The organism is Mycobacterium sp. SMC-4 (assembly GCF_050205565.1).
In the GTDB taxonomy this organism is placed as follows: domain Bacteria; phylum Actinomycetota; class Actinomycetes; order Mycobacteriales; family Mycobacteriaceae; genus Mycobacterium.
Map to the genome: position 1 here is coordinate 122,393 of NZ_JBNMQU010000013.1, position 17,664 is coordinate 140,056.

The window sequence follows — 17,664 nt, forward strand, 5'->3', positions numbered from 1 at the left end:
CGATCTTGTGTCCTTTGCCGATGCGACGATCAAACGGCTCCCGAAGCCGGTCCGTCCCTTTGCGGAGAGGCACCACGAATTCATCAAGTTCGCGATCGTCGGCGCCACTACGTTCGTCATCGATCTCGCGATCTTTTTCACGCTCAAGCTGACGATTCTCGAGCCCAAGCCGGTGACCGCGAAGATCATCGCCGGCATCGTCGCGGTCATCGCGTCCTACATCCTGAACAGGGAATGGAGCTTCCGCGACCGGGGCGGTCGGGAGCGTCATCACGAGGCGTTGCTGTTCTTCGGGGTCAGCGGTGTGGGCGTGCTGTTGAGCATGGCTCCGCTGTGGATTTCCAGCTATGTGTTCATGCTGCGCGCACCGATGGTGTCACTGGCTGTCGAGAATGTGGCCGACTTCATCTCGGCCTACATCATCGGCAACCTGCTGCAGATGGCGTTCCGGTTCTGGGCGTTCCGCCGGTTCGTCTTCCCCGACGAGTTCGCCCGCAATCCGGAGAAGGCGCTGGAATCGGCGTTGACCGTCGGCGGTATCACCGAGGTGCTCGAGGACGAGTACGAGTTGCGCCATCAGCTGCCGGAAACCACGAACGTCACGCCGATGCGGTTGTCTCGGCGGCGACGGGCACAGACCCGCGTTGATGACGAAAGCAGCGTTTCGAAGACGTCCTGACGGCGCTCAGTGCCGTAGCAGCCGGCTTTCGTGGTACTCACGCTCGGTGTTGACGTGCCACGGGTCGGTCACGTATTCACCGAAGTATCGGCCGACGCTGTGCATTGCCGAGAGCATCGCGTGGTCCTGGTTGTCGTAGCGATGCATCCCGTTTCGGCCCATCGGGTGCAGTGAGGGATAGTTCTCGCGCAGGTAGTCACGGATCCGGATGATGTCTCGGCTGCGGCTGGGGTCGTGGATGGGGTACGCGTACCGCGACCGCACGATCATCGTTTTCTCCACAGCCGTCTGGTCCAGCCCGAACGTCTTCAAGTCTTTGGCGACCAGGGAGAACAGATGCTCGTCGCTGGCGTCCCAGAGCGCTCCGCCGGGTCCGATGAAGTATTCGAACCCCAGGAACGTGCCGTCCCAGCCCTGCGGCGCGAGCCCTTCGGACCAGCGGAGGTAGTTCTGCACCCGACCGGCGTGGAAGTCCGGACCCGGGGTGTACACCCAGTTGTACGGGATCTCGTAGTGCTTGCTGAGCGCCACGGCGACGGTGATCAACGCCCGGTGTTTCAGCGTCGTGGCCACGGCGCGGATGATTTTCGGCGGCTGCGGTTCCAGGGCTTCGACCAGCTGCCCCAGCGGCATGCTGGAGAACACCGCGTCACCGGTGACGGTTTCCCCACCGACCAGATGCACCGTCCACGTCTGACCGTCGAAGCGGAGCTTGTCTACCCGGGAGTCCACTGAGATGGCGGCACCGGCTTGGGTCGCCGCCGCGGCGGCGGCTTCCCACAGCTGACCGGGGCCGCGTCTGGGATACCGGAATACGTCTTGCATCGCGAAGGCGTTGTTCTTGCCACGCCGCCACCCGATCGGTTTGATGCGTTGAAGCGCCCAGTCGCTCGACAGCTCGGCGGGTTCGGTGAGCCACGTTTTGCGGACGTAGCCGTCGAAGAACATGTTGTACCAGTAGCGTCCGAACTCGCCGGTGCCCCAATCTCGGAAGTTCTGGTAATCGTCGGGCCACCGCATTCCGCGACGCAGGCGGGCCCAGACCAAGCTTCCGGCACCGCGCACACCCCGGTGGATCCCCATCTGGGTCAACAAATCCCGGCCGACCAACGGATAGCGGACGTAGTACCCGTTGACCAGCATCGCCGAGCTGCGGGGCACAGCGATCCACTCGTCGTCGGGCAGGAGGGACCGCCACAGGTCGGAGACCTGTTCACTGCGGGTGAAGAAGCGGTGGCCACCAGGATCGATGCGCCAGTCCCCCTCGGCGGGTGTGCGTGCCAGGCCTCCGACGTGTGGGCTCGCCTCGTACAGACGCGGCGTCACGCCACGGCGGGTCAGCTCCAGCGCCGCGGTCAGTCCCGCGGGGCCGGCACCGATGATCACCGGGTTCTTACCCACGCTCAGCGCCCCCGAAGCTGTGGCAGCCGCCGGTAGTCGGCAATCAACTCGTCGATGTGGTGAGGCTGTAGTTCATTGAGCGGCGTGGACAGGAAACGCAGTTGTGCATATTGGCTCTGCACCGGCAGAAAGCCGCTCAGCAGAGGCTCCGGGCTGCTGCGGATGACCAGGTCGACCTCGCCGATTTCGAACGCATCGGCAATGTCGCAGCCTTCGGCGGACGCCCGCTGGCAAGCAATTCGCAGTTCATCGAAAGCGTCGTAGGCGGCCAAGATATTGATTCGGAACCCGTTGCCGCGCATAAGTCTTTCGGTGTCTTCAGCTGCGGCCAGGTAGTTGTCCGGGAGAAGACGGCGGTTGCCGTGCAGCCGCACGCTGCAGACGCCGGGATCTAAGTGGGCGGGAATCATCTCACTGAAGAACCGCACCGACGCGTGATAGACGGCATCGAGCTCGTCGTCGCGTCGGCCGAGGTTGGCACGACTGAGGTTGTACACCGACACCGTTTGCACGCCGTGGCGCTGCAGGGACAGCAGAATCTCGACGACCTTCTCCGCACCGCGCAAATAGCTGTCGACGAGGGTGGTGCCGTTGGCTTGAGCCCACCGCCGCAGCCCGTCGGGAATCAGGCCGACATGCGCAGGTTGGTCTGTCATGACGACCTACTCTTCGGTGGGCCGCAATACCGCCAAGACGGTCAAGACGAGAATCTTGAAATCCAGGAGTAGAGACCAGTTTTGGATGTAGTAATTGTCGAACTCGGCACGGTCGGCGATGGAGGTCTGACCGCGCAGTCCGTGTACCTGAGCCCAGCCTGTGATGCCGGCTTTGACGCGGTGACGCTCGCCGTAACGCCGGATCTGCATCTCGAACAATTCGACGAATTCCGGCCGCTCGGGGCGTGGACCCACGAGGGTCATGTCGCCCTTGACCACGTTGAGCAGCTGCGGCAATTCGTCCAGCGAGGTTTTACGCATGATCTTGCCGATCCAGGTGCGCCGGTCCTCGCCTTCGACGCCGCCGGGGGCAGCACCGTCTTTGAGCTCGAATGTCGCAGCGTTCGGGTCCGCGGGCCGCATGCTGCGGAACTTGAGGCAGTTGAACACTTTTCCGTCGCGACCGACGCGCGGTTGCGCGAAGAAGATCGGTCCCGGCGAGCTGAGTTTGACCGCCAACATGAGGCCGAGGAACAGCGGGGAGATCAGGACCAGCCCGAGCCCGGCGATCAACTGGCCCAGCCAATGCTTGATGGCAAACTTCCAGCCTTTGGGATCGGTGTGGGACAACACCATCAGCGGTACACCGCCGAGGTGCTCGACCCAGACGTCGCCCCCGATGGCGTCCATCACGCGCGGGACCACCCGGACGCGCATCCCGAGTTTCTGAGCCAGCATGGCCGTACGTGCGAGCTCGTCGTCGGATTCAATCGACGGCGCGATGATCAGTTCGACGGCTCCTGTTGTCCGCGCGGCGATTTCAAGGTCCGACGGGATGCCCAAATAGGGCACCTCGAGCCCGTTCAGTTCTGCGGGTTTGGACTCGGCGAGAAGTCCGACCGGATGCAGACCGTAGTCAGGGATCTGGCGCATGCGGCCGATGAGCTGGCTGGCCACCGGGCCGGAGCCGACGATCAACGCTGAGGACCCGAAACGATACTTGCGCCGTAGGTAACGCTGGACCAGCGATCGGACCAACCGCACAGCGGTGAAAAAGATGACTGCCCACAACCATAACCGCACGGTGAGCTCGCTCGGACGTACGTGCGTGGCGACGACCGAGCCGGTGGGTAAGGCCGGCACCACCACGATGATGATGGTCATCACTGCGAGTGCTGATACCGCGATGCTGGTCATCACTGGCTCGAAGTCGTCGAGGAAGCTGTGGTCGAGCTTGCGGCGATACATCGACCGGGTGTAGAGCACGAAAACGACCATCGGCACGAAAAGCCAAGACAGCAGTGCAATCGGTCGCGGGTCGGCACGGGCGTTCGTCATGTCTTGCGCGAGCATGACCGCCCAGAAGGCAGCCCAGCCGTCGAGGAATACGGTCAGCGTGATGTAGCCCTTTTCGTTCCGCAATCCCTGAATCCACCGCGGTGTTCGCGTCAAGTTCTCGTGCATGGGGGGCACGGCCCTCAACTGCGGCACGGGCCGCTGAGATGCATGTTCAACCGTCGACTTGGCCTCTAACTGCATCTCCCCACCCCTGAGCGCGCCCTGTTACAAGCCACTGTAAGGGTGCTGCGGGGCGGGTTACACCCAAACAGCCGTCAAATGAGAAACTCGCGGAACTATTTTGCTGGGATCAGCGGTGCACAAAACTGACCGGAATTTGCTATCTGTGTTTGCGTCGGAATTTTATCCAGGTCAGTGACCGAAGACGCGCTCGGCGGTCAGTGCTGCCAGATCACTGAGCACCTGCACGTGTCCAGCACTCCATTGCCGGGGCTGAGTGTCGAAAACACACAGTGTGCCTATGGCGTTGTCGGCTCGGTCGATCAGCGGGATGCCGAGGTAGGCGACCACTGTGCCGTCGAGGACAGCGGGGTGGTTGCGGAACACCGGGTCGATGCGCATGTCGTCGATCACCAGCGGTGCCCCATTTGCCACGGCGTACTGGCACACCGAGTCGGCCAGTGGCGTTTGTCTTTTCTCCTCGGTACCCGTGTCCATACCGGCGGTGCTCTTGAAGAACTGACGATCCTGGTCGATCAACGAGAACGCCGAGTAGGGTGCGTTCAGCGCATCGGCGGCGGTCCGGGTGATCCGGTCATACGCTTCTTCCGGAGGTGTATCCAACAGTCCCGTGGCGTAGAGCGCCTGCAGACGGTCCGGATTGTTCACGGCTTCCGACACATCGGGCATGGCTTCCGCATCGAACACTCCCGATGCCACGAGCCGGGCCCTGGCCTCTTCCAAGAGGGGGCTCTTGTCGCGCTTGAGTTCGTGCAGGATGCGAGATCCGACCGAGCGTGCGATATAGGTTTGCACGTCCTCACCGGAAGCCTTCGCCTGCTCATCGAGAGTCTTGTTCAGCCACTCGTCGAACTTGGCGAACTTGGGCAGGTGGACGGCCATTTCACGAACGGTAACCGATACCTTCGCTAATTAACAGGTGAGCAAGGCAGCGTTCTCACGGAAACCCAGTTAGCTGCCCGCCGATGGATGATCTTGAAACGCGCACACCCGACACTGCGAATCGGTCTGCGGAGCGCCCGACTGTGCGTAAGTTTGGTGGCGTGCAACCGCCTCTGCGATTCGCGTTCTTCACCGAGCTCTACAGTCCTCACATCGGCGGCCAGGAGGTGTTTTTCCAAGAGTTGGCCGAGGCTCTGGTGCGGCGCGGCCACACCGTCGACGTCTACTGCATCGGCCACGATCCGAGTCTGCCGACGCATGAAATCCTCAACGGGGTAAGCCTTTTCCGCAATCCAAATAACGGTCGCTATCAGAAGCCTCTCGTACCTGCGTTGCGGCGCAGTTGGTCACAGATAACCCGGTACAGTGCGTGGATTCGCGGCATCACCAACTCCGCGCGACACGATTTTTATTTGCTCAACCAGTGGCCGCTAATGCACGTCCTGGCACTACCGCCCCGGGCGCGGCGGCGGAGCGCGGTGCACTGGTGCGAGGTTCGTGACGGCACCCTGTTCCGCACCATCCAGGCCCGGTTCCCCAAGATGGTGTCCGCCAACTTTGCGGTCAGCGCAGCTGTCGCCGCGGAGATCGGTGCACAGTCGGGACAACCCTTCGGCGTACTTCCCAGCGGCCTCGAGGTGGGCCGCTACCGCAATGCACCACGTGACACCCGGTCAGGCGTCCTTTCCCTGGGGCGACTTTTCGCCCACAAGAATCTGCCGCTGCTCATCGATGCATTCGCGTTGGTCGCAGACGACTTCGAAGGCGATCTGACCATTGCCGGTGACGGTCCGGAGCGCGCGGCGATCGAGTCCTATGTGGCACGCTCGCCGATCGCCGACAGGGTGCACGTACTCGGGGAGGTCACCGAAGCCCAGAAGATCTCGTTGCTGTCAGAAGCCGCCATTCTGGCCATGCCGAGCCGTCGGGAGGGATTTCCGCGCGTGATCGCCGAGGCGATGGCCAGCGGTCTGCCGACCGTGACCGCGAGTTTCCCGGAGAATGGCGCCAAAGACGTGGTCGCACAGTACGGTTCGGGAGTCGTCTGTGGGACGGAGCCGTCGGATTTCGCAGACGGCTTGCGGTCCGCGGCGGCGGAGTGGGACCGGTTCTCCCAGGCAGGACTGGCGGGGGCACAAACTCTGGATTGGTCGGGTATCGCCGGCACGCTGGAAGTGCGGGCAAGGGAGGTCATGGAATATGCCGGGTGAAGGCAAACGCATCATCGTGACCGGCGGCGCTGGTTTCGTCGGCCATGAGTTGATCCGCGTCCTACGGGCAGACAACACCGTGCTGCTCGCAGACGCGCTGCGGTACGGAACCCCGGAGTGGTTCGACAACGACCTCGACGGCGTCGAATTCCGCCAGGTGGACATCCGCGACGCCAAGGCGATCAGCACTGTGGTCGAGGAGTTCAGTCCCGATGTCGTCGTGCACCTGGCGGCCATCCACTACATCCCTGAATGCGACGCCGATCCCGCACTGGCGGTCGCGACCAATGTCTCGGGCACCGTCAACCTCATGGCCGCCTGTAAGCCGGGCACGCGGTTCGTCTTCGCCAGCAGCGGTGCAGTGTACGAGCCGGACGAGGCGCCGCACCGCGAGTTCGAGTCCGCGCTGGGGCCGGCCGACATCTACGGCATCACGAAGCTTCAGGGCGAGGAGTATGTCCGCGCGTTCGCCCGCGATCGCGGGCTCTCCGCGTGCATCGTCCGGCTGTTCAACGTGATCGGGCCGGGTGAGACGAACCCGCATCTGCTGCCGGCCATCGTGTCGCAATTACACGGCGGCGCCGACGCCATCAACCTGGGCAACACCTGGCCGAAGCGGGACTACATCGACGTACTCGACGCCGCGAGCGGATTCGCTGCGGCCGCGCTGGGAGCCAACCCGGATGGTGTCGCGTGCGAGGTGGTCAACCTCGGCAGCGGTCAGCAGTATTCCGTCGACGACATCCTGGCGCGGATGCGCTCCGTCCTGGGATTGCGGTTCGAGGTCCGGCAGGACCCCAGCCGGATGCGGGCCGTCGATCGCCCGTTCCTGGGTGCCGACATCAGCCACATACATGACGTATTCGGTTGGCAGCCAAAGCATTCGCTCGACGACACATTGCAGCGCACATGGGCCACACCGGACCTGTCGGCGAACCTTCGGGGACGCACGGTGTGACGGCTCCGCGTTTCGGGATCGCCATCGCCACGATTGGTCGCTGGGCGGAGGTCGGTCAGCTGCTCGATGATCTGGCCGCGCAGACCTATCCCCCGTCGGCGGTGGTGATCGCACACCACGACAGAGAGCAGCCGGAACCCGAGGCGTTGACGGCCCTGCTACGCACCCGTCACCTGCCGGTCCGAGTGGTGGTCAGCCCCCGAGGGGTATCGCACGCACGCAATATCGCCGCCGCCGCGCTGGGTGACGACGTCGACTGGGTGTTGTTCCCCAACGACACCACCCGCTACGACGCCGACTTCCTCGAACGCCTCGCCGGCCGCTGTGTGCCGCCGACCACCGTGTGTGCGGCGCAGCTGGTCGACCAGGAGGGCCCACGGAATTTGTTGCCTGCTGCGGGTGCGCCTCTCACACGCCGCACGGCGTGGGGTGCGATCGAACCGGCGACAGCGTTCCGCCTCGACGAGTTCCGGGCCGTCGGCGGGTTCGACGTGTCGATCGGCACGGGCTCTGACAGTCCCTGGCAGGCCGGGGAGGGCACCGATCTGGTGCTGAGGTTGGCTGAGCGAGACGGCTTTTCGATCGAGTGGGCGAGCGACATCGTGGTGCACGCCGCCACCGAGTTCGCCCACCTGCGGCCCGAAGAGCGACGCCGCAAGCTCCGCAACTATGGGCGAGGCGCCGGCCATCTGTTGCGAAAGTGGCGATATCCGCTGTGGTACAAGCTGGCTCATCTGCTGGCCGCTGCCCTGATGCCGCTGCGCAATCGCAAGAAGTTCACTCCGGCGGACGGACTGGCCTTGCTGACCGGCCGCACCGAGGGGGTGCTCGGCCGAACGTTCTCCCGCGAAGAAGATCATCGGGCCGTGGTCCGGTGAGCATGACCACCAAACTCGTCCAAACCGCAGCACAGGTGCTCGCCGGGCTGGCGCTCGCCGCGTTTCCGGCGTTCTATCTCGCTGTCTTCGCGCGCATCGCGCCCATCGAGCAGCAGGGTTTTCTGGCGCTGTGCCTCGCGCTGGGCGCATATGTCGCGGCGGTCCTCAGTGCGTGGGTGATCGAATCGCGGTTGGCCACTCCGGACGCCGATCATCAGGTGGCGTTGCCGTGGTGGATGACGCTGTTCAGCGTGACCGGCGGCCTGGCGCTGATGGTCGGTCCCCCGGTGCCCCCGGCGCCGGTTCTGCTGTTGGGCATCGTGGGTCTGCAGTCCGGTCTGTTGATGGCGCGGTCAGTCGGGGTGGTCAGCGGGCGGTGGAAGCTGGAAACCGCGTCGGCTGCAGTCCTTTTGGCGGCTTGCGGCGCCGCGCTTCTGCTCGCCGATGACCACAGTGGCGCCAGTGCCCGGATCCTGGCCCTCGGTGCGGTGGCGGCCATCGTGATGAGACTGTGGCGGGCGCCGCGCGTCGGCGGATCCGGGATGCCGCCGGATCGACGCCGCGCCGCCTGGGTGACCGGCGAGACGGCCGTCGTCGGTTCGGTGCAACCAGCGCTGCAGTCTCTGGTCCTGGTGATGCTGGGTCCGGCAGCGTCGGTCGGGTTCCGGGTGGTCTCGACGGTGTCCGGGGCGCTCGAACCGATTCTGGCTTACGGCCGCATGCGACTCCTCGCCCACGGCGCCAAAGGTGAAGCCACCGCGGTTGCGGCCACCTTTGTCGCGGGCCTTGCGGTGATCTTCGGCGCGAACTGGCTGGGCCTGTGGAGCGCCGTGTTCGGGCCGGCGTGGGCAGACGTCGTGATCGCCGCGCTCTTGCTGGCGTGCCTATGGAAGGGCTCGATGCTGGTGACCACGGTGCCGTTCGCCGCGCTGCGCCGAGCCGGACGCACCGCGCTGGTGTTCTGGATCCGGTGCGGTAGCACGCTGATCTATCTGCTTTTCGGCGTGTCGTTCCTGTTGATCTTCCGGTCCTACACGGCCGCGTTTCTGTCTTTCCTGGTGGCAGAAACCGTGAGCCTGTTGCTGTACTACTACGGCTTCAGGAGAATCGGTGCAACGCGGGCGGAGGAAAAGACCTGGTGATCGAGCGACGACGATTTCTCGCAGCGTTGCCGATCGCGGTCGCGCTGGCAGCCTGTGCGCGCTCCCCGGAGCGCACAGTGGTCGACGTTCGCGATCACGGCGCGGTCGGCGACGGCGCCGGCGACGATTCCGCGGCTGTCCGCGCCGCGGTGGAAACGCTGAAATCCGGTGACACGCTGCGATTCCCGAAGGGCAGTTATCGCATCGCCGAGCTCAATCCCCAGTGGGGCGCCGCGGTCCGCCTCGACGGACTGTCCGATATCACCGTGGAGTTCGAGCCGGGCGCTGAACTGGTGATGGACAACGTCGACCCGGCGACCAACAAGGGGACCGCGCACGGGATTCTGGTCCACGGTCCGGCAGCCCGGATCGCGGTGCGTAACGCCAAGATCCGCTGGGTCACCCGAGCGACGCGGTCCATGGGAGACGGTATCCGCATCTTGGGTTGTGCCACCGATTCCGATCAGACACCGCAGGGGTGGGAGGGCCCAGCCGCGCCGGTGAGCGAGGTTGAACTCGTCGACTGCGAAGTCCGCGGCAGCGCGCAATCCGGGGCGATCCTGATCGGCGTATCCGACATCAAGATCTCCGGTTTACGTGTCGTCGACACCGCGGCTGATGGTTTGCACTTCAACGCGTGCCGCCGGATCACGGTCGACGACTATGTGGCCGCCAACAACGGCGATGACGGGTTGGCGTTCGTCACCTACTTCAACGATCAGCCTTTCTTCGACAACGCCGCCGAGACCTTCGCGTTCCCTCAGTTGACCGACTGGTCCAACGCCGACGCCACCGTGTCCAACGTCAGCATCACCGGCGGGATGGCCAACGGCGTCCGGTTGGCGGGCGCGCAGCGGGTCTCCATCACCGGTTTGGAGGTCACCGGGAAGCGTGAAGGTTCCGGGGTGATCGCGGACTCGGCGACGGTCGAGTCGGACCCGATCTGGCACTACGTCGCGTCCCGGCAGGTCCGGCTCGACTCTGTCACGGTGCGAGACTGCTCGATGGGTCTGCAGATGCTGGCGCGCCCACCGGCCGAGGGTGTCGATGCCCGGTTCACCGAGTTCGATGTGCACATCGACAACGCCACGGTCACCGACTGCGCCAATTGGGGGGTCCGCGTCGAGTCGCTGACCGGCCAGCCGGTCAGCGGGTTGCGGTTGGGACGTTGCCGCGTCGAGGCCACCTCGACCGACGGCGGCGACGGCGGCGTCGGGCTGTCCGCCACGAAAGCCATTGATTTCGAGGATCTCACCGTCGTTCACCGCGTGCCGGTGACGACGTTCTACGCCGGCGCCACCACCGATCTCACCGTCAACGCACTGGCATTGGCCATCGAGGACAGCGGTCAGCCGTGGCAGCAGCCTCCGGCGCCGTGCGCGATCTTCGAGGACTCCCAGGGCGTCGTCACCACCATGGACGTGACGTGGCCGGCCGCTCCTCCCTCGTGGACACCGGTCCTGGTCCGTAGGTCCGACGCCGCGTGTGGCGTGGGGACCGTCGGCCCGGCGGTAGAGATCCGGACTCTGAATGTGGACCCGGATTCGGTCGTCAACCGCGTCGGTGACTGCTGATCATCGCCGCGCCTCGTCGCGGCGGCACCACAAGTCGGCGATCACCGCACTGAACACGGCGAGCAGCAGCAGGAAGATGACGAAGCCGAAGTTCACGTTCTGTGTTCGCCACACTTCGGACAGGCAGTGCGCCATCACCCCGGCCGTGCATCCCACAGCGACGCCGTAGCGAATCAGCCGCGCAAAGACGTAACCGGCGATGGCATACAGCGCCAAAGTGTAAGGCCAGCCCCACATTCCGTAGACGGCATAGGTATCGGCGAACACCGAGTTGGTCGTGAAGTTGGCCTCCAGTTCGACGGCGTAGCCATAGGCATCGGCGTCTTTGAGACCGTCGGCTTTGGCGACCTTCTCGAACTGCAGGAAGGTCGGGACAGCCGCGTTGGCGGCGGTGACCGGGTGGCCGGGGTTCTCCCAGGTGGCACGCATCACCGCGTCGGCCACCCCGATCGACACCTGAGCGGGTACGCCCAGGTACGCGCCCATCTGGTAGAGGTTCATCACCGCGGGATTGGAGACACCGGCATCCTTGTAGTACAGCGCATTACGCACATAGTTCAGGCCGGTGAGAACACCGAAGGCAACACCCGCCAGTGCCAGAGCGGCAATCCATCGCCGGACGTACACCGCGCTGTCGTGCACGGGCTTGCGGGTCTTGACCCAGATCACCAGGTAAACCACCGTCGCCATGAACAGCGAAAGACGCGACGCGATCATGGAATTGAGAAGCAGGAGCACCAGCGCCGCCACCATGGCTGTCAGTCCGACGACACGTTTACGCCACAGATAGATGCTCAGCGGCGCCGCGAGGATGGTTGCCGACCGCAGTGTCTGCACGCCGGCGTAACCGGGCAACGAGTTGGTGAACTGGTTGCTCTGGGTGGTCAGGGAGCCGATGATCGACTGTGCGCTACCGATCTTGTAATACGAGTAGGCGACACCGATTACCGAGGCCGCCATGATGATGGCGAAGTACCGGCGCTCGAAGGTCGGAGTACTCAATCGCGCCACGGTGCTCGCGGCCGGTTTGGCTTCCGCGCCGATGCGGAATCCCAGGCTCGCCACCGACACCACGGCCGCGTACCACAACACGATCAGCACCGCTGCCCGGACGCTCAGCGGCTCGGGCATGGCGAATCCGGATAGGCGCGCCCATGACGACGGGGTGTCGCCGTAGGTGCGCCACCCGACCATCGCAAACCATGCGAGGAAGGAGCCGACCACCGGGAGCAGGATGAAGAACGCGGGCCGGAACCACCACTCGTCGGGCAGATCGTCGGAGAGAGCGCCGCCTTCCGCGGGGCCGAGCGGAGTGGTCCGCGATTCGGGGTGCAGCCCAAGCACTTCTACGTGTCCGCCGGTGCCGAGGATCGGTCGGGGTCGGTCTGCCGCGCGCTTGCTTTCTCCCGGCTCCACCATGGGCGGTGCGTGAAGACCGCGGCGAGCGGCACTGTTTCGGCCGCGGCGGTTGCGGACCGTACAGCCAACACCTGGGCGACCGTGTCGACACCGAGGCGGGCCACCACCACCAGATCGGTGGCGGCGGCGATCGCCTGCGGCAGCGCGGCGGCGTCACCCAACGCACCGGCGTCGAGGATCGCGGTCTCATCTCGGCTCGCCGGCAACGGTGCTGGGTCGTCGCGCAGCCGCACCGTTGTCGCTGCACCGGTTTCGGCGGCAGCGAACGCGAGCAGATCGGTGATGGTGCGGCTGCCCGAGGCCGACGAGGCACCGATGACGACCACGGCGCGCGGCGACGTCGCGGACGGGAGCTGCGCCCAGAGGGTGCGTGCGAGCCTGGCCTGCTTGTCGCTCCACCCCTCGCGCGCCGGCTGCCGTAGGTCGACTGCGGGCACCAGCACACCGTCGACGGCGTTGACGATCTGTGGGTCGGTGGACAGCCGGCCGGCACGGCGGCGGCGCGCCATCAGCATCAGCGGCAGTAGCGTGCCGAGGAAAATTCCGCCCAGCAGCGCGCCGACCTTCCAGCGGTCAGTGCTGGGATGGTTGGGAGTCGGTTGCTGCAACACGACGATCATCCGGTCCGGCGACGCCTGCAACTGGACGCGTTCGCGCAATCCTTGGATCTGTTGGACACGGTCCGGCGGTGCACCGGCTTCCCATCGCGCAAGTACCGGCAGAACTGTGCGCAACTGTTGGTCGCTGCGTTGGGTCAGGTGTTGGCGATACAGCTCGATGACGGTGTCGACGGTCCGCACGGCTTCGGATTCCGAAGCGGCGGTACTGGACACGGTCACCACGGTGGTGCTGCCGTTCTGGGTCACCTCGAACATCGCGGGTTCTGATTTGCCCAATTTGTCCCCCACCGACTGGGCGAAACCTTCTCCGGACAAGTAGGCCACCTCGCCGGAGACGTAGTTTTCCTGGACCTCCTTGGTGCTGGGCGTCGTCTGGTCGGCACCGCCGGCGAGCGCGACCAGATCGGTCTGGTCGTTGAGCCGTAGGTAGCTGGTGGCAGTGGTATCCGATCCGAGCATGCTGAAAGCCGAGCCGCCGAGCAGGGCGCCGACGACAAAGCCGACGACGGCCGCGGCGAGTAGCTTGGCCCGCCAGGTGCGCGTCTCCAGCTCAGAAATCGTCGCCAACGACGCTTCGGACGCGCCTCCCCCGTGGGCTGACATGTTCTACGGTGCTCCGTCCTCACAGTTGCCATGCACTTCGGGATCGCCGCGGCGGCACAGGTATCAAGGCATGGACGAACTCCGAGTATGCCTGTTCGTCGAGCGGTACGAGGTACGGTGCAGCTAACTACTTGGTTACGGGGTTCGGATGCGTTCGCGACGGTATAGTCCAGCCCCTGTTGGGACTTCACCGCTCACACACTCTCGAAGGCAGACCGCGTGCACCCGGACGAACCCTCCTCATCACTGTTTTCTCTGACCTCCGCGGCGCATCGCACGGTCGAGAGCAGGCCGTGGTGAGGATGTTTCGGACGCTGCTGGCAGCGATGTTGGTGTGCGTCCCGATCGCGCTGGCAGGTCCGGTTCAGGCGCAGCCCGATGGCGAGGCGACCGAATTGTCCTTGGATTGGCCTGCGCTGGGCCTGGCGCCGGAGGTGTTGCTCGGTGCCGGTACGGCAACGGCTTTCACGGTCCCGGTGCCGAACGGAATGTCAGCGTTGCGGGTGCGTGGGCTCTTGCACGCGCCGGTGAACATCGGCGCAGGTTTCGTCGAGATCGTCGACGGTGACGGCACGTTCCTGGCGGCGGTCGACCTGCCTCCTGCGACGTCGGCGCAGGCGGTCACGCCGTTCGACATCGACGTGTCGGCGGCGACGGTGCGCGATTCCGCGATCAGTTTGTCGTTCACGGTACGTCCCACCGATCGCTCAGATCAGGTGTGCGGGCCGGCGCAGCAACTGCTCATCAGTGAACTGAGCACGCTGTACGCCGGAGAGTCCTCGGCGCCGACCACGATCGCCGACTTCTTCCCGCCGGTGCTTCAACGCGTTGTCGTCTATGCGCCGGTCGGCGCCGATGCGGCCGAGCAACAAGCGACGTTGACTCTGGTGTCGGCGTTGACCCGGCTGTACCAGCCGGTGCCGCTGGATGTGCGGGTCGAGAATCTTCCGCGGGGGGCCGTGCCGCCGCCGGCAGGGCGGTTGGGTCGGGCCGTCATGGTGGAGCGGGGTTCGGCGGGTCTACGGGTAGAAGGGGCCGACGGTCCGGCGTCGTTCCTGCGGGTGTCCGGCCAGGGCGACGAGCTGACCGCCCAAGTCTCACTGCTGGACAACGAATTGCAGTCGCTGGCGCAGGTACCGGCGGCCCGGGTCGATCAGGCCGGCTCGAGCGCCGCCCCCGTTGCCGACACCGTGACCTTCCAGCAGCTGGGGATGCAGGGCCGCATGGACGTCTTGCGCTCGGGCACGCTGAACGTCGGGGTCGACCGCGCCGCCCTGGGGCCGAGGGTCGCGAGCCTGCAGGCGCATCTGCTGGCCGACTACACGCCGGTGGCTCAAGGTGATTCGGCGACGGTGACCGTGCGATCCGGTGACGACGTGCTCTACACGGCCCCGTTGGACCGCACCGGCCGGCTGGACGCGACGTTCGATGTCCCGGGTGCGGCGCTGCGCCAACGGGTGGGGCTGGACCTCACCGTCACATTCACGCCGCACCAGGAGTGCGGTCCGTTCATCGCCCCGCTGTCGTTCCAGATCGATCCGGAGTCGACGCTGACGATGCGGCGAGGCGGTGCGCCGCTGGAGGGGTTCGGCGCGGTGCCTTCGGAGTTCGCCCCGGAGTTCTATGTCGGGTTGGACGGCAGCGGTCAGAACCAGTTGATTCACGCGGCACGCGTGGTCGCCGAGATCGCCCAGTTGACCACCGCGCGGTTGACTCCCAAGGTGGTGGACTTCCGGTCTGCCGTCGACGCCGAAGCGGGAGCGCTGTTGGTCGCGAATTCGGCTGGGTTGGAGCAGACTCCGCTGAGTCCCCCGTTGAGCGGCAACGGATCCGCGATCAGTGCCGACCTGCCGAGTGTGTTGCGCGCCGATATCGAGAACGGATTGGGATCCATTCAGGCGTTCGCCGATCCGGCGCGAAACCGCTCAGTGGTACTGGTGACCACGACCGGAGCCTGGACACTGGTGGACCCGCTGTTGGGTTACCTCGACGGGTTGACCGACGGGTGGTCACAACTGTCGGGGAATGTGCTCGCCGCGGGTATCGGCGGGGTGCCGACGGAGCTCACCATCGGCGCCGGTGACTCCGAGGAGGCGGAGCCGCAGGACGGTGGGACGTCGCTGTGGACCATCGTCGGGGTGGCCGTCGCCGCGGTCGCGGTGATCCTTGCGCTGGTGGGGTCATGGTGGTGGCGGATGCGGCGCACCAGAAGCGAGCGCGCGCAGCCGGCGGACGCGACCGCTGGTCAGTGACGTTCCAGCGCGGAGCAGATCGTGTTGGCAGCGGCGTCCGTGTCGATGCGGGACTGCCGCTGTGCGACATACGCCGCGCCGCGGGCGGTCAGACCCGCATTGGCCGCATCGTCGAGGCAGTAGGTGCGAAGCAGTTGAGCGAGCCCGCGGTGGTCGTGGGGATCGAAGTAGTCCGCGCCGTCCCCGCAGGTTTCTTGCAGGGACGGGATCGCTGACGCCACCACAGCGGTCCCGGAGGCCATCGCTTCGAGCGGTGGGAGGCCCGCGCCTTCGTTGAGGGATGGCATCACCAGCAGCTCGGCGGCCGCGACCAGTGCGCGCAGCTGCCCGAATTCGAGGCGTCCGATCATCTGGACGCGGTCCCCCAGCGCCGTCGCGAGGGTGCGAACGCGGTCGTCGAGTGTCCGGACGGATGCGCCACTGCCGGCGATCACCAGCGTGTGTGGAATGTCCTGTTCGACTTCGGTATAGGCCTCCAGCAGCGCCGGAAGGTTCTTGTGCCGTTTGACATTCCCGAGGTACAGGATGAATCTGCCGCTGACCGGCGAGAGCGCAGGGTCGGCCGGTTCGAACCAGGCGTCGCCGACCGGGATCGGCGTCACCACGAACTGTGCCGACGGAACATATTTCGCCAAGGCGTCGGCAGCGGCGCGAGACGGCGTGAAGATCGTGTGCGAGCGCCGAGCGTCGGCCTCCAGCATCGCGCGCGCGTACAGACGGCGAGCGGAGCCCTGACCGCTGATCTCGGCTGGCAGCAAATGGTTATCGTCGTGAACAGTGATGAAACTCAGCACTTTCCGCTGCGAAGGACGCATGAGAGCGATGGGGAACGGATAGTGCGGAGTCCAGAAGGCTCTCGGGCGCACTGCATTCAGCGCGTGCGCCCAAGCGCGCTGCTCGGCCACCGAATAGACTGGCGCCTTAGCCGGGGCTGAGTACACAAGATGGGTGCTCGAGGAGACGGCGGGTGTGTTGTCACGGTCCGCGAGGACAGTCAGGCTGCGACGGCGCGCGGACAGAATCAACTCTAGGCGCGGCAACTGCACGCTGATGTACGTGCCGATGCCGCTCTGGTCGATCTGTCGGGCGTCGAACAGCAGGTCGGTACCGAAGGAGTCCATTGATCTGAAAGGCTACCGGTGGCCACCGAGTCCGCGCGTGGAACTTCCCTTACCGGATCAGCCGGGCGATTCTTCTGAGCCGAGCGTGTCGAAGACTTCGTGATACAGCAGTGAGTGCACGCGTTCCACTTGCGGAATGTCGTTGAACTCCAGTGGGTCTTGCGAGGCTGATTCGACGATCAGGGTGCCCTTGCGGAACATTCGGTCGACGAGGCCGTGGCGGAATTCGACGCTGTTGATGCGCGCCAGCGGGATGTCGATGCCGGCGCGGGTGAGCACGCCGTGGCGGAACATGACGCGGCGGTCGGTGATGACGAAATGGGTGGTCCACCAGTTCAGGAACGGCCATACCGCCAGCCAGCCGATCAGGATGAACCAGAGCACGGCGATGACGAGGAACACGACGTTCTTTGCGCTCGGCTCCCAGTCCAGGGTGTTGACGTAGCCGGCGACGAAGGATGCGGCCGCGGTCGCGACGATGAGCAGCAGCGCCGGGAACACCAGCCTGCCCCAGTGCGGATGGCGATGCAGGACGACATGTTCGTCCCTAGCCAGCATGTTCTCGGGATAACCCACGCCAGCACTCTACTGATTCGTGATGGCGAAACGTTGCCTGATTCGACGAGCTGCCGTGCGCCTCAGCGTATTGTCGTGGCGTGCAACGTGAAT

Annotated in this window: 15 protein-coding genes; 7 read left to right on the forward strand and 8 right to left on the reverse strand. The window is 65.3% G+C overall.

Going from position 1 to position 17,664, the window contains the following annotated elements:
* Positions 1 to 7 precede the first annotated feature (7 nt).
* The gene (locus tag ACQI46_RS21645) at positions 8 to 679 is read left to right on the forward strand and encodes a GtrA family protein (protein ID WP_427096098.1); all 672 of its coding nucleotides are present in this window, start codon (positions 8 to 10) and stop codon (positions 677 to 679) included.
* Between the two features lie 6 nt (positions 680 to 685).
* On the opposite strand, the gene ACQI46_RS21650 is transcribed toward ACQI46_RS21645, so the two are convergent.
* The 4 genes from ACQI46_RS21650 to ACQI46_RS21665 all read right to left on the reverse strand — a co-directional run bounded on the left by ACQI46_RS21650 (position 686) and on the right by ACQI46_RS21665 (position 5,157).
* On the reverse strand, positions 686 to 2,086 hold the full coding sequence (locus tag ACQI46_RS21650; protein ID WP_427096178.1) for an FAD-dependent oxidoreductase: 1,401 nt from the start codon (positions 2,084 to 2,086) through the stop codon (positions 686 to 688).
* A complete protein-coding gene (locus ACQI46_RS21655) occupies positions 2,083 to 2,736 on the reverse strand; it encodes an undecaprenyl diphosphate synthase family protein (RefSeq protein ID WP_427096099.1) in 654 nt (217 codons plus the stop codon). The genes ACQI46_RS21650 and ACQI46_RS21655 overlap by 4 nt, the downstream gene beginning before the upstream one ends.
* 6 nt (positions 2,737 to 2,742) lie before the next feature.
* The gene (locus tag ACQI46_RS21660) at positions 2,743 to 4,275 is read right to left on the reverse strand and encodes a sugar transferase (RefSeq protein WP_427096100.1); all 1,533 of its coding nucleotides are present in this window, start codon (positions 4,273 to 4,275) and stop codon (positions 2,743 to 2,745) included.
* Positions 4,276 to 4,446: 171 nt separating this feature from the next.
* Entirely contained in the window at positions 4,447 to 5,157 is a 711-nt protein-coding gene (locus tag ACQI46_RS21665; RefSeq protein WP_427096101.1) for a GAF domain-containing protein, read from the reverse strand.
* Positions 5,158 to 5,240: 83 nt separating this feature from the next.
* On the opposite strand from ACQI46_RS21665, the gene ACQI46_RS21670 reads away from it, so the two are divergent.
* The 5 genes from ACQI46_RS21670 to ACQI46_RS21690 are packed head-to-tail and all read left to right on the forward strand — an operon-like array spanning position 5,241 to position 10,980.
* Positions 5,241 to 6,428 (forward strand): glycosyltransferase family 4 protein, encoded by a 1,188-nt coding sequence (locus ACQI46_RS21670; protein WP_427096102.1) that lies wholly within the window; start codon positions 5,241 to 5,243, stop codon positions 6,426 to 6,428.
* The gene (locus ACQI46_RS21675; protein WP_427096103.1) at positions 6,418 to 7,386 is read left to right on the forward strand and encodes an NAD-dependent epimerase/dehydratase family protein; all 969 of its coding nucleotides are present in this window, start codon (positions 6,418 to 6,420) and stop codon (positions 7,384 to 7,386) included. Before ACQI46_RS21670 ends, ACQI46_RS21675 begins: the two co-directional genes overlap by 11 nt.
* A complete protein-coding gene (locus ACQI46_RS21680; RefSeq protein WP_427096104.1) occupies positions 7,383 to 8,264 on the forward strand; it encodes a glycosyltransferase family 2 protein in 882 nt (293 codons plus the stop codon). Before ACQI46_RS21675 ends, ACQI46_RS21680 begins: the two co-directional genes overlap by 4 nt.
* 2 nt (positions 8,265 to 8,266) lie before the next feature.
* The gene (locus ACQI46_RS21685; protein WP_427096105.1) at positions 8,267 to 9,406 is read left to right on the forward strand and encodes a hypothetical protein; all 1,140 of its coding nucleotides are present in this window, start codon (positions 8,267 to 8,269) and stop codon (positions 9,404 to 9,406) included.
* Positions 9,403 to 10,980 carry a glycosyl hydrolase family 28-related protein gene (locus ACQI46_RS21690; RefSeq protein ID WP_427096106.1) on the forward strand — a complete coding sequence of 526 codons (1,578 nt, stop codon included), beginning with the start codon at positions 9,403 to 9,405 and terminating at the stop codon, positions 10,978 to 10,980. The genes ACQI46_RS21685 and ACQI46_RS21690 overlap by 4 nt, the downstream gene beginning before the upstream one ends.
* Here the strand turns inward: ACQI46_RS21690 and ACQI46_RS21695 are convergent, their stop codons facing one another.
* Together ACQI46_RS21695 and ACQI46_RS21700 are read right to left on the reverse strand one after the other, a co-directional pair.
* Positions 10,981 to 12,399, reverse strand: coding sequence for a hypothetical protein (locus ACQI46_RS21695; RefSeq protein WP_427096107.1), 1,419 nt, complete (start codon positions 12,397 to 12,399; stop codon positions 10,981 to 10,983). It lies immediately after the preceding gene.
* Complete coding sequence (locus tag ACQI46_RS21700; protein ID WP_427096108.1) at positions 12,327 to 13,622, reverse strand: hypothetical protein; 1,296 nt, start codon at positions 13,620 to 13,622, stop codon at positions 12,327 to 12,329. Before ACQI46_RS21700 ends, ACQI46_RS21695 begins: the two co-directional genes overlap by 73 nt.
* A gap of 302 nt (positions 13,623 to 13,924) precedes the next feature.
* Here ACQI46_RS21700 and ACQI46_RS21705 point away from each other — a divergent pair, with 302 nt between their 5' ends.
* On the forward strand, positions 13,925 to 15,874 hold the full coding sequence (locus ACQI46_RS21705; protein ID WP_427096179.1) for a hypothetical protein: 1,950 nt from the start codon (positions 13,925 to 13,927) through the stop codon (positions 15,872 to 15,874).
* Here the strand turns inward: ACQI46_RS21705 and ACQI46_RS21710 are convergent.
* Both ACQI46_RS21710 and ACQI46_RS21715 read right to left on the reverse strand, forming a co-directional pair.
* The gene (locus tag ACQI46_RS21710; protein ID WP_427096109.1) at positions 15,868 to 16,995 is read right to left on the reverse strand and encodes a glycosyltransferase family 4 protein; all 1,128 of its coding nucleotides are present in this window, start codon (positions 16,993 to 16,995) and stop codon (positions 15,868 to 15,870) included. The genes ACQI46_RS21705 and ACQI46_RS21710 overlap by 7 nt on opposite strands.
* 57 nt (positions 16,996 to 17,052) lie before the next feature.
* Positions 17,053 to 17,571 (reverse strand): PH domain-containing protein, encoded by a 519-nt coding sequence (locus ACQI46_RS21715; RefSeq protein ID WP_427096110.1) that lies wholly within the window; start codon positions 17,569 to 17,571, stop codon positions 17,053 to 17,055.
* Positions 17,572 to 17,664: the final 93 nt, after the last annotated feature.

Bases quoted from the DNA above. Each gene is read 5' to 3' on its own strand.
- ACQI46_RS21655 (WP_427096099.1), bottom strand. From the start codon at position 2,736: ATGACAGACCAACCTGCGCATGTCGGCCTGATTCCCGACGGGCTGCGG.
- ACQI46_RS21660 (WP_427096100.1), bottom strand. From the start codon at position 4,275: ATGCAGTTAGAGGCCAAGTCGACGGTTGAACATGCATCTCAGCGGCCC.
- ACQI46_RS21665 (WP_427096101.1), bottom strand. From the start codon at position 5,157: ATGGCCGTCCACCTGCCCAAGTTCGCCAAGTTCGACGAGTGGCTGAAC.
- ACQI46_RS21670 (WP_427096102.1), top strand. From the start codon at position 5,241: ATGGATGATCTTGAAACGCGCACACCCGACACTGCGAATCGGTCTGCG.
- ACQI46_RS21675 (WP_427096103.1), top strand. From the start codon at position 6,418: ATGCCGGGTGAAGGCAAACGCATCATCGTGACCGGCGGCGCTGGTTTC.
- ACQI46_RS21685 (WP_427096105.1), top strand. From the start codon at position 8,267: ATGACCACCAAACTCGTCCAAACCGCAGCACAGGTGCTCGCCGGGCTG.
- ACQI46_RS21695 (WP_427096107.1), bottom strand. From the start codon at position 12,399: ATGGTGGAGCCGGGAGAAAGCAAGCGCGCGGCAGACCGACCCCGACCG.
- ACQI46_RS21700 (WP_427096108.1), bottom strand. From the start codon at position 13,622: ATGTCAGCCCACGGGGGAGGCGCGTCCGAAGCGTCGTTGGCGACGATT.
- ACQI46_RS21705 (WP_427096179.1), top strand. From the start codon at position 13,925: ATGTTTCGGACGCTGCTGGCAGCGATGTTGGTGTGCGTCCCGATCGCG.
- ACQI46_RS21710 (WP_427096109.1), bottom strand. From the start codon at position 16,995: ATGGACTCCTTCGGTACCGACCTGCTGTTCGACGCCCGACAGATCGAC.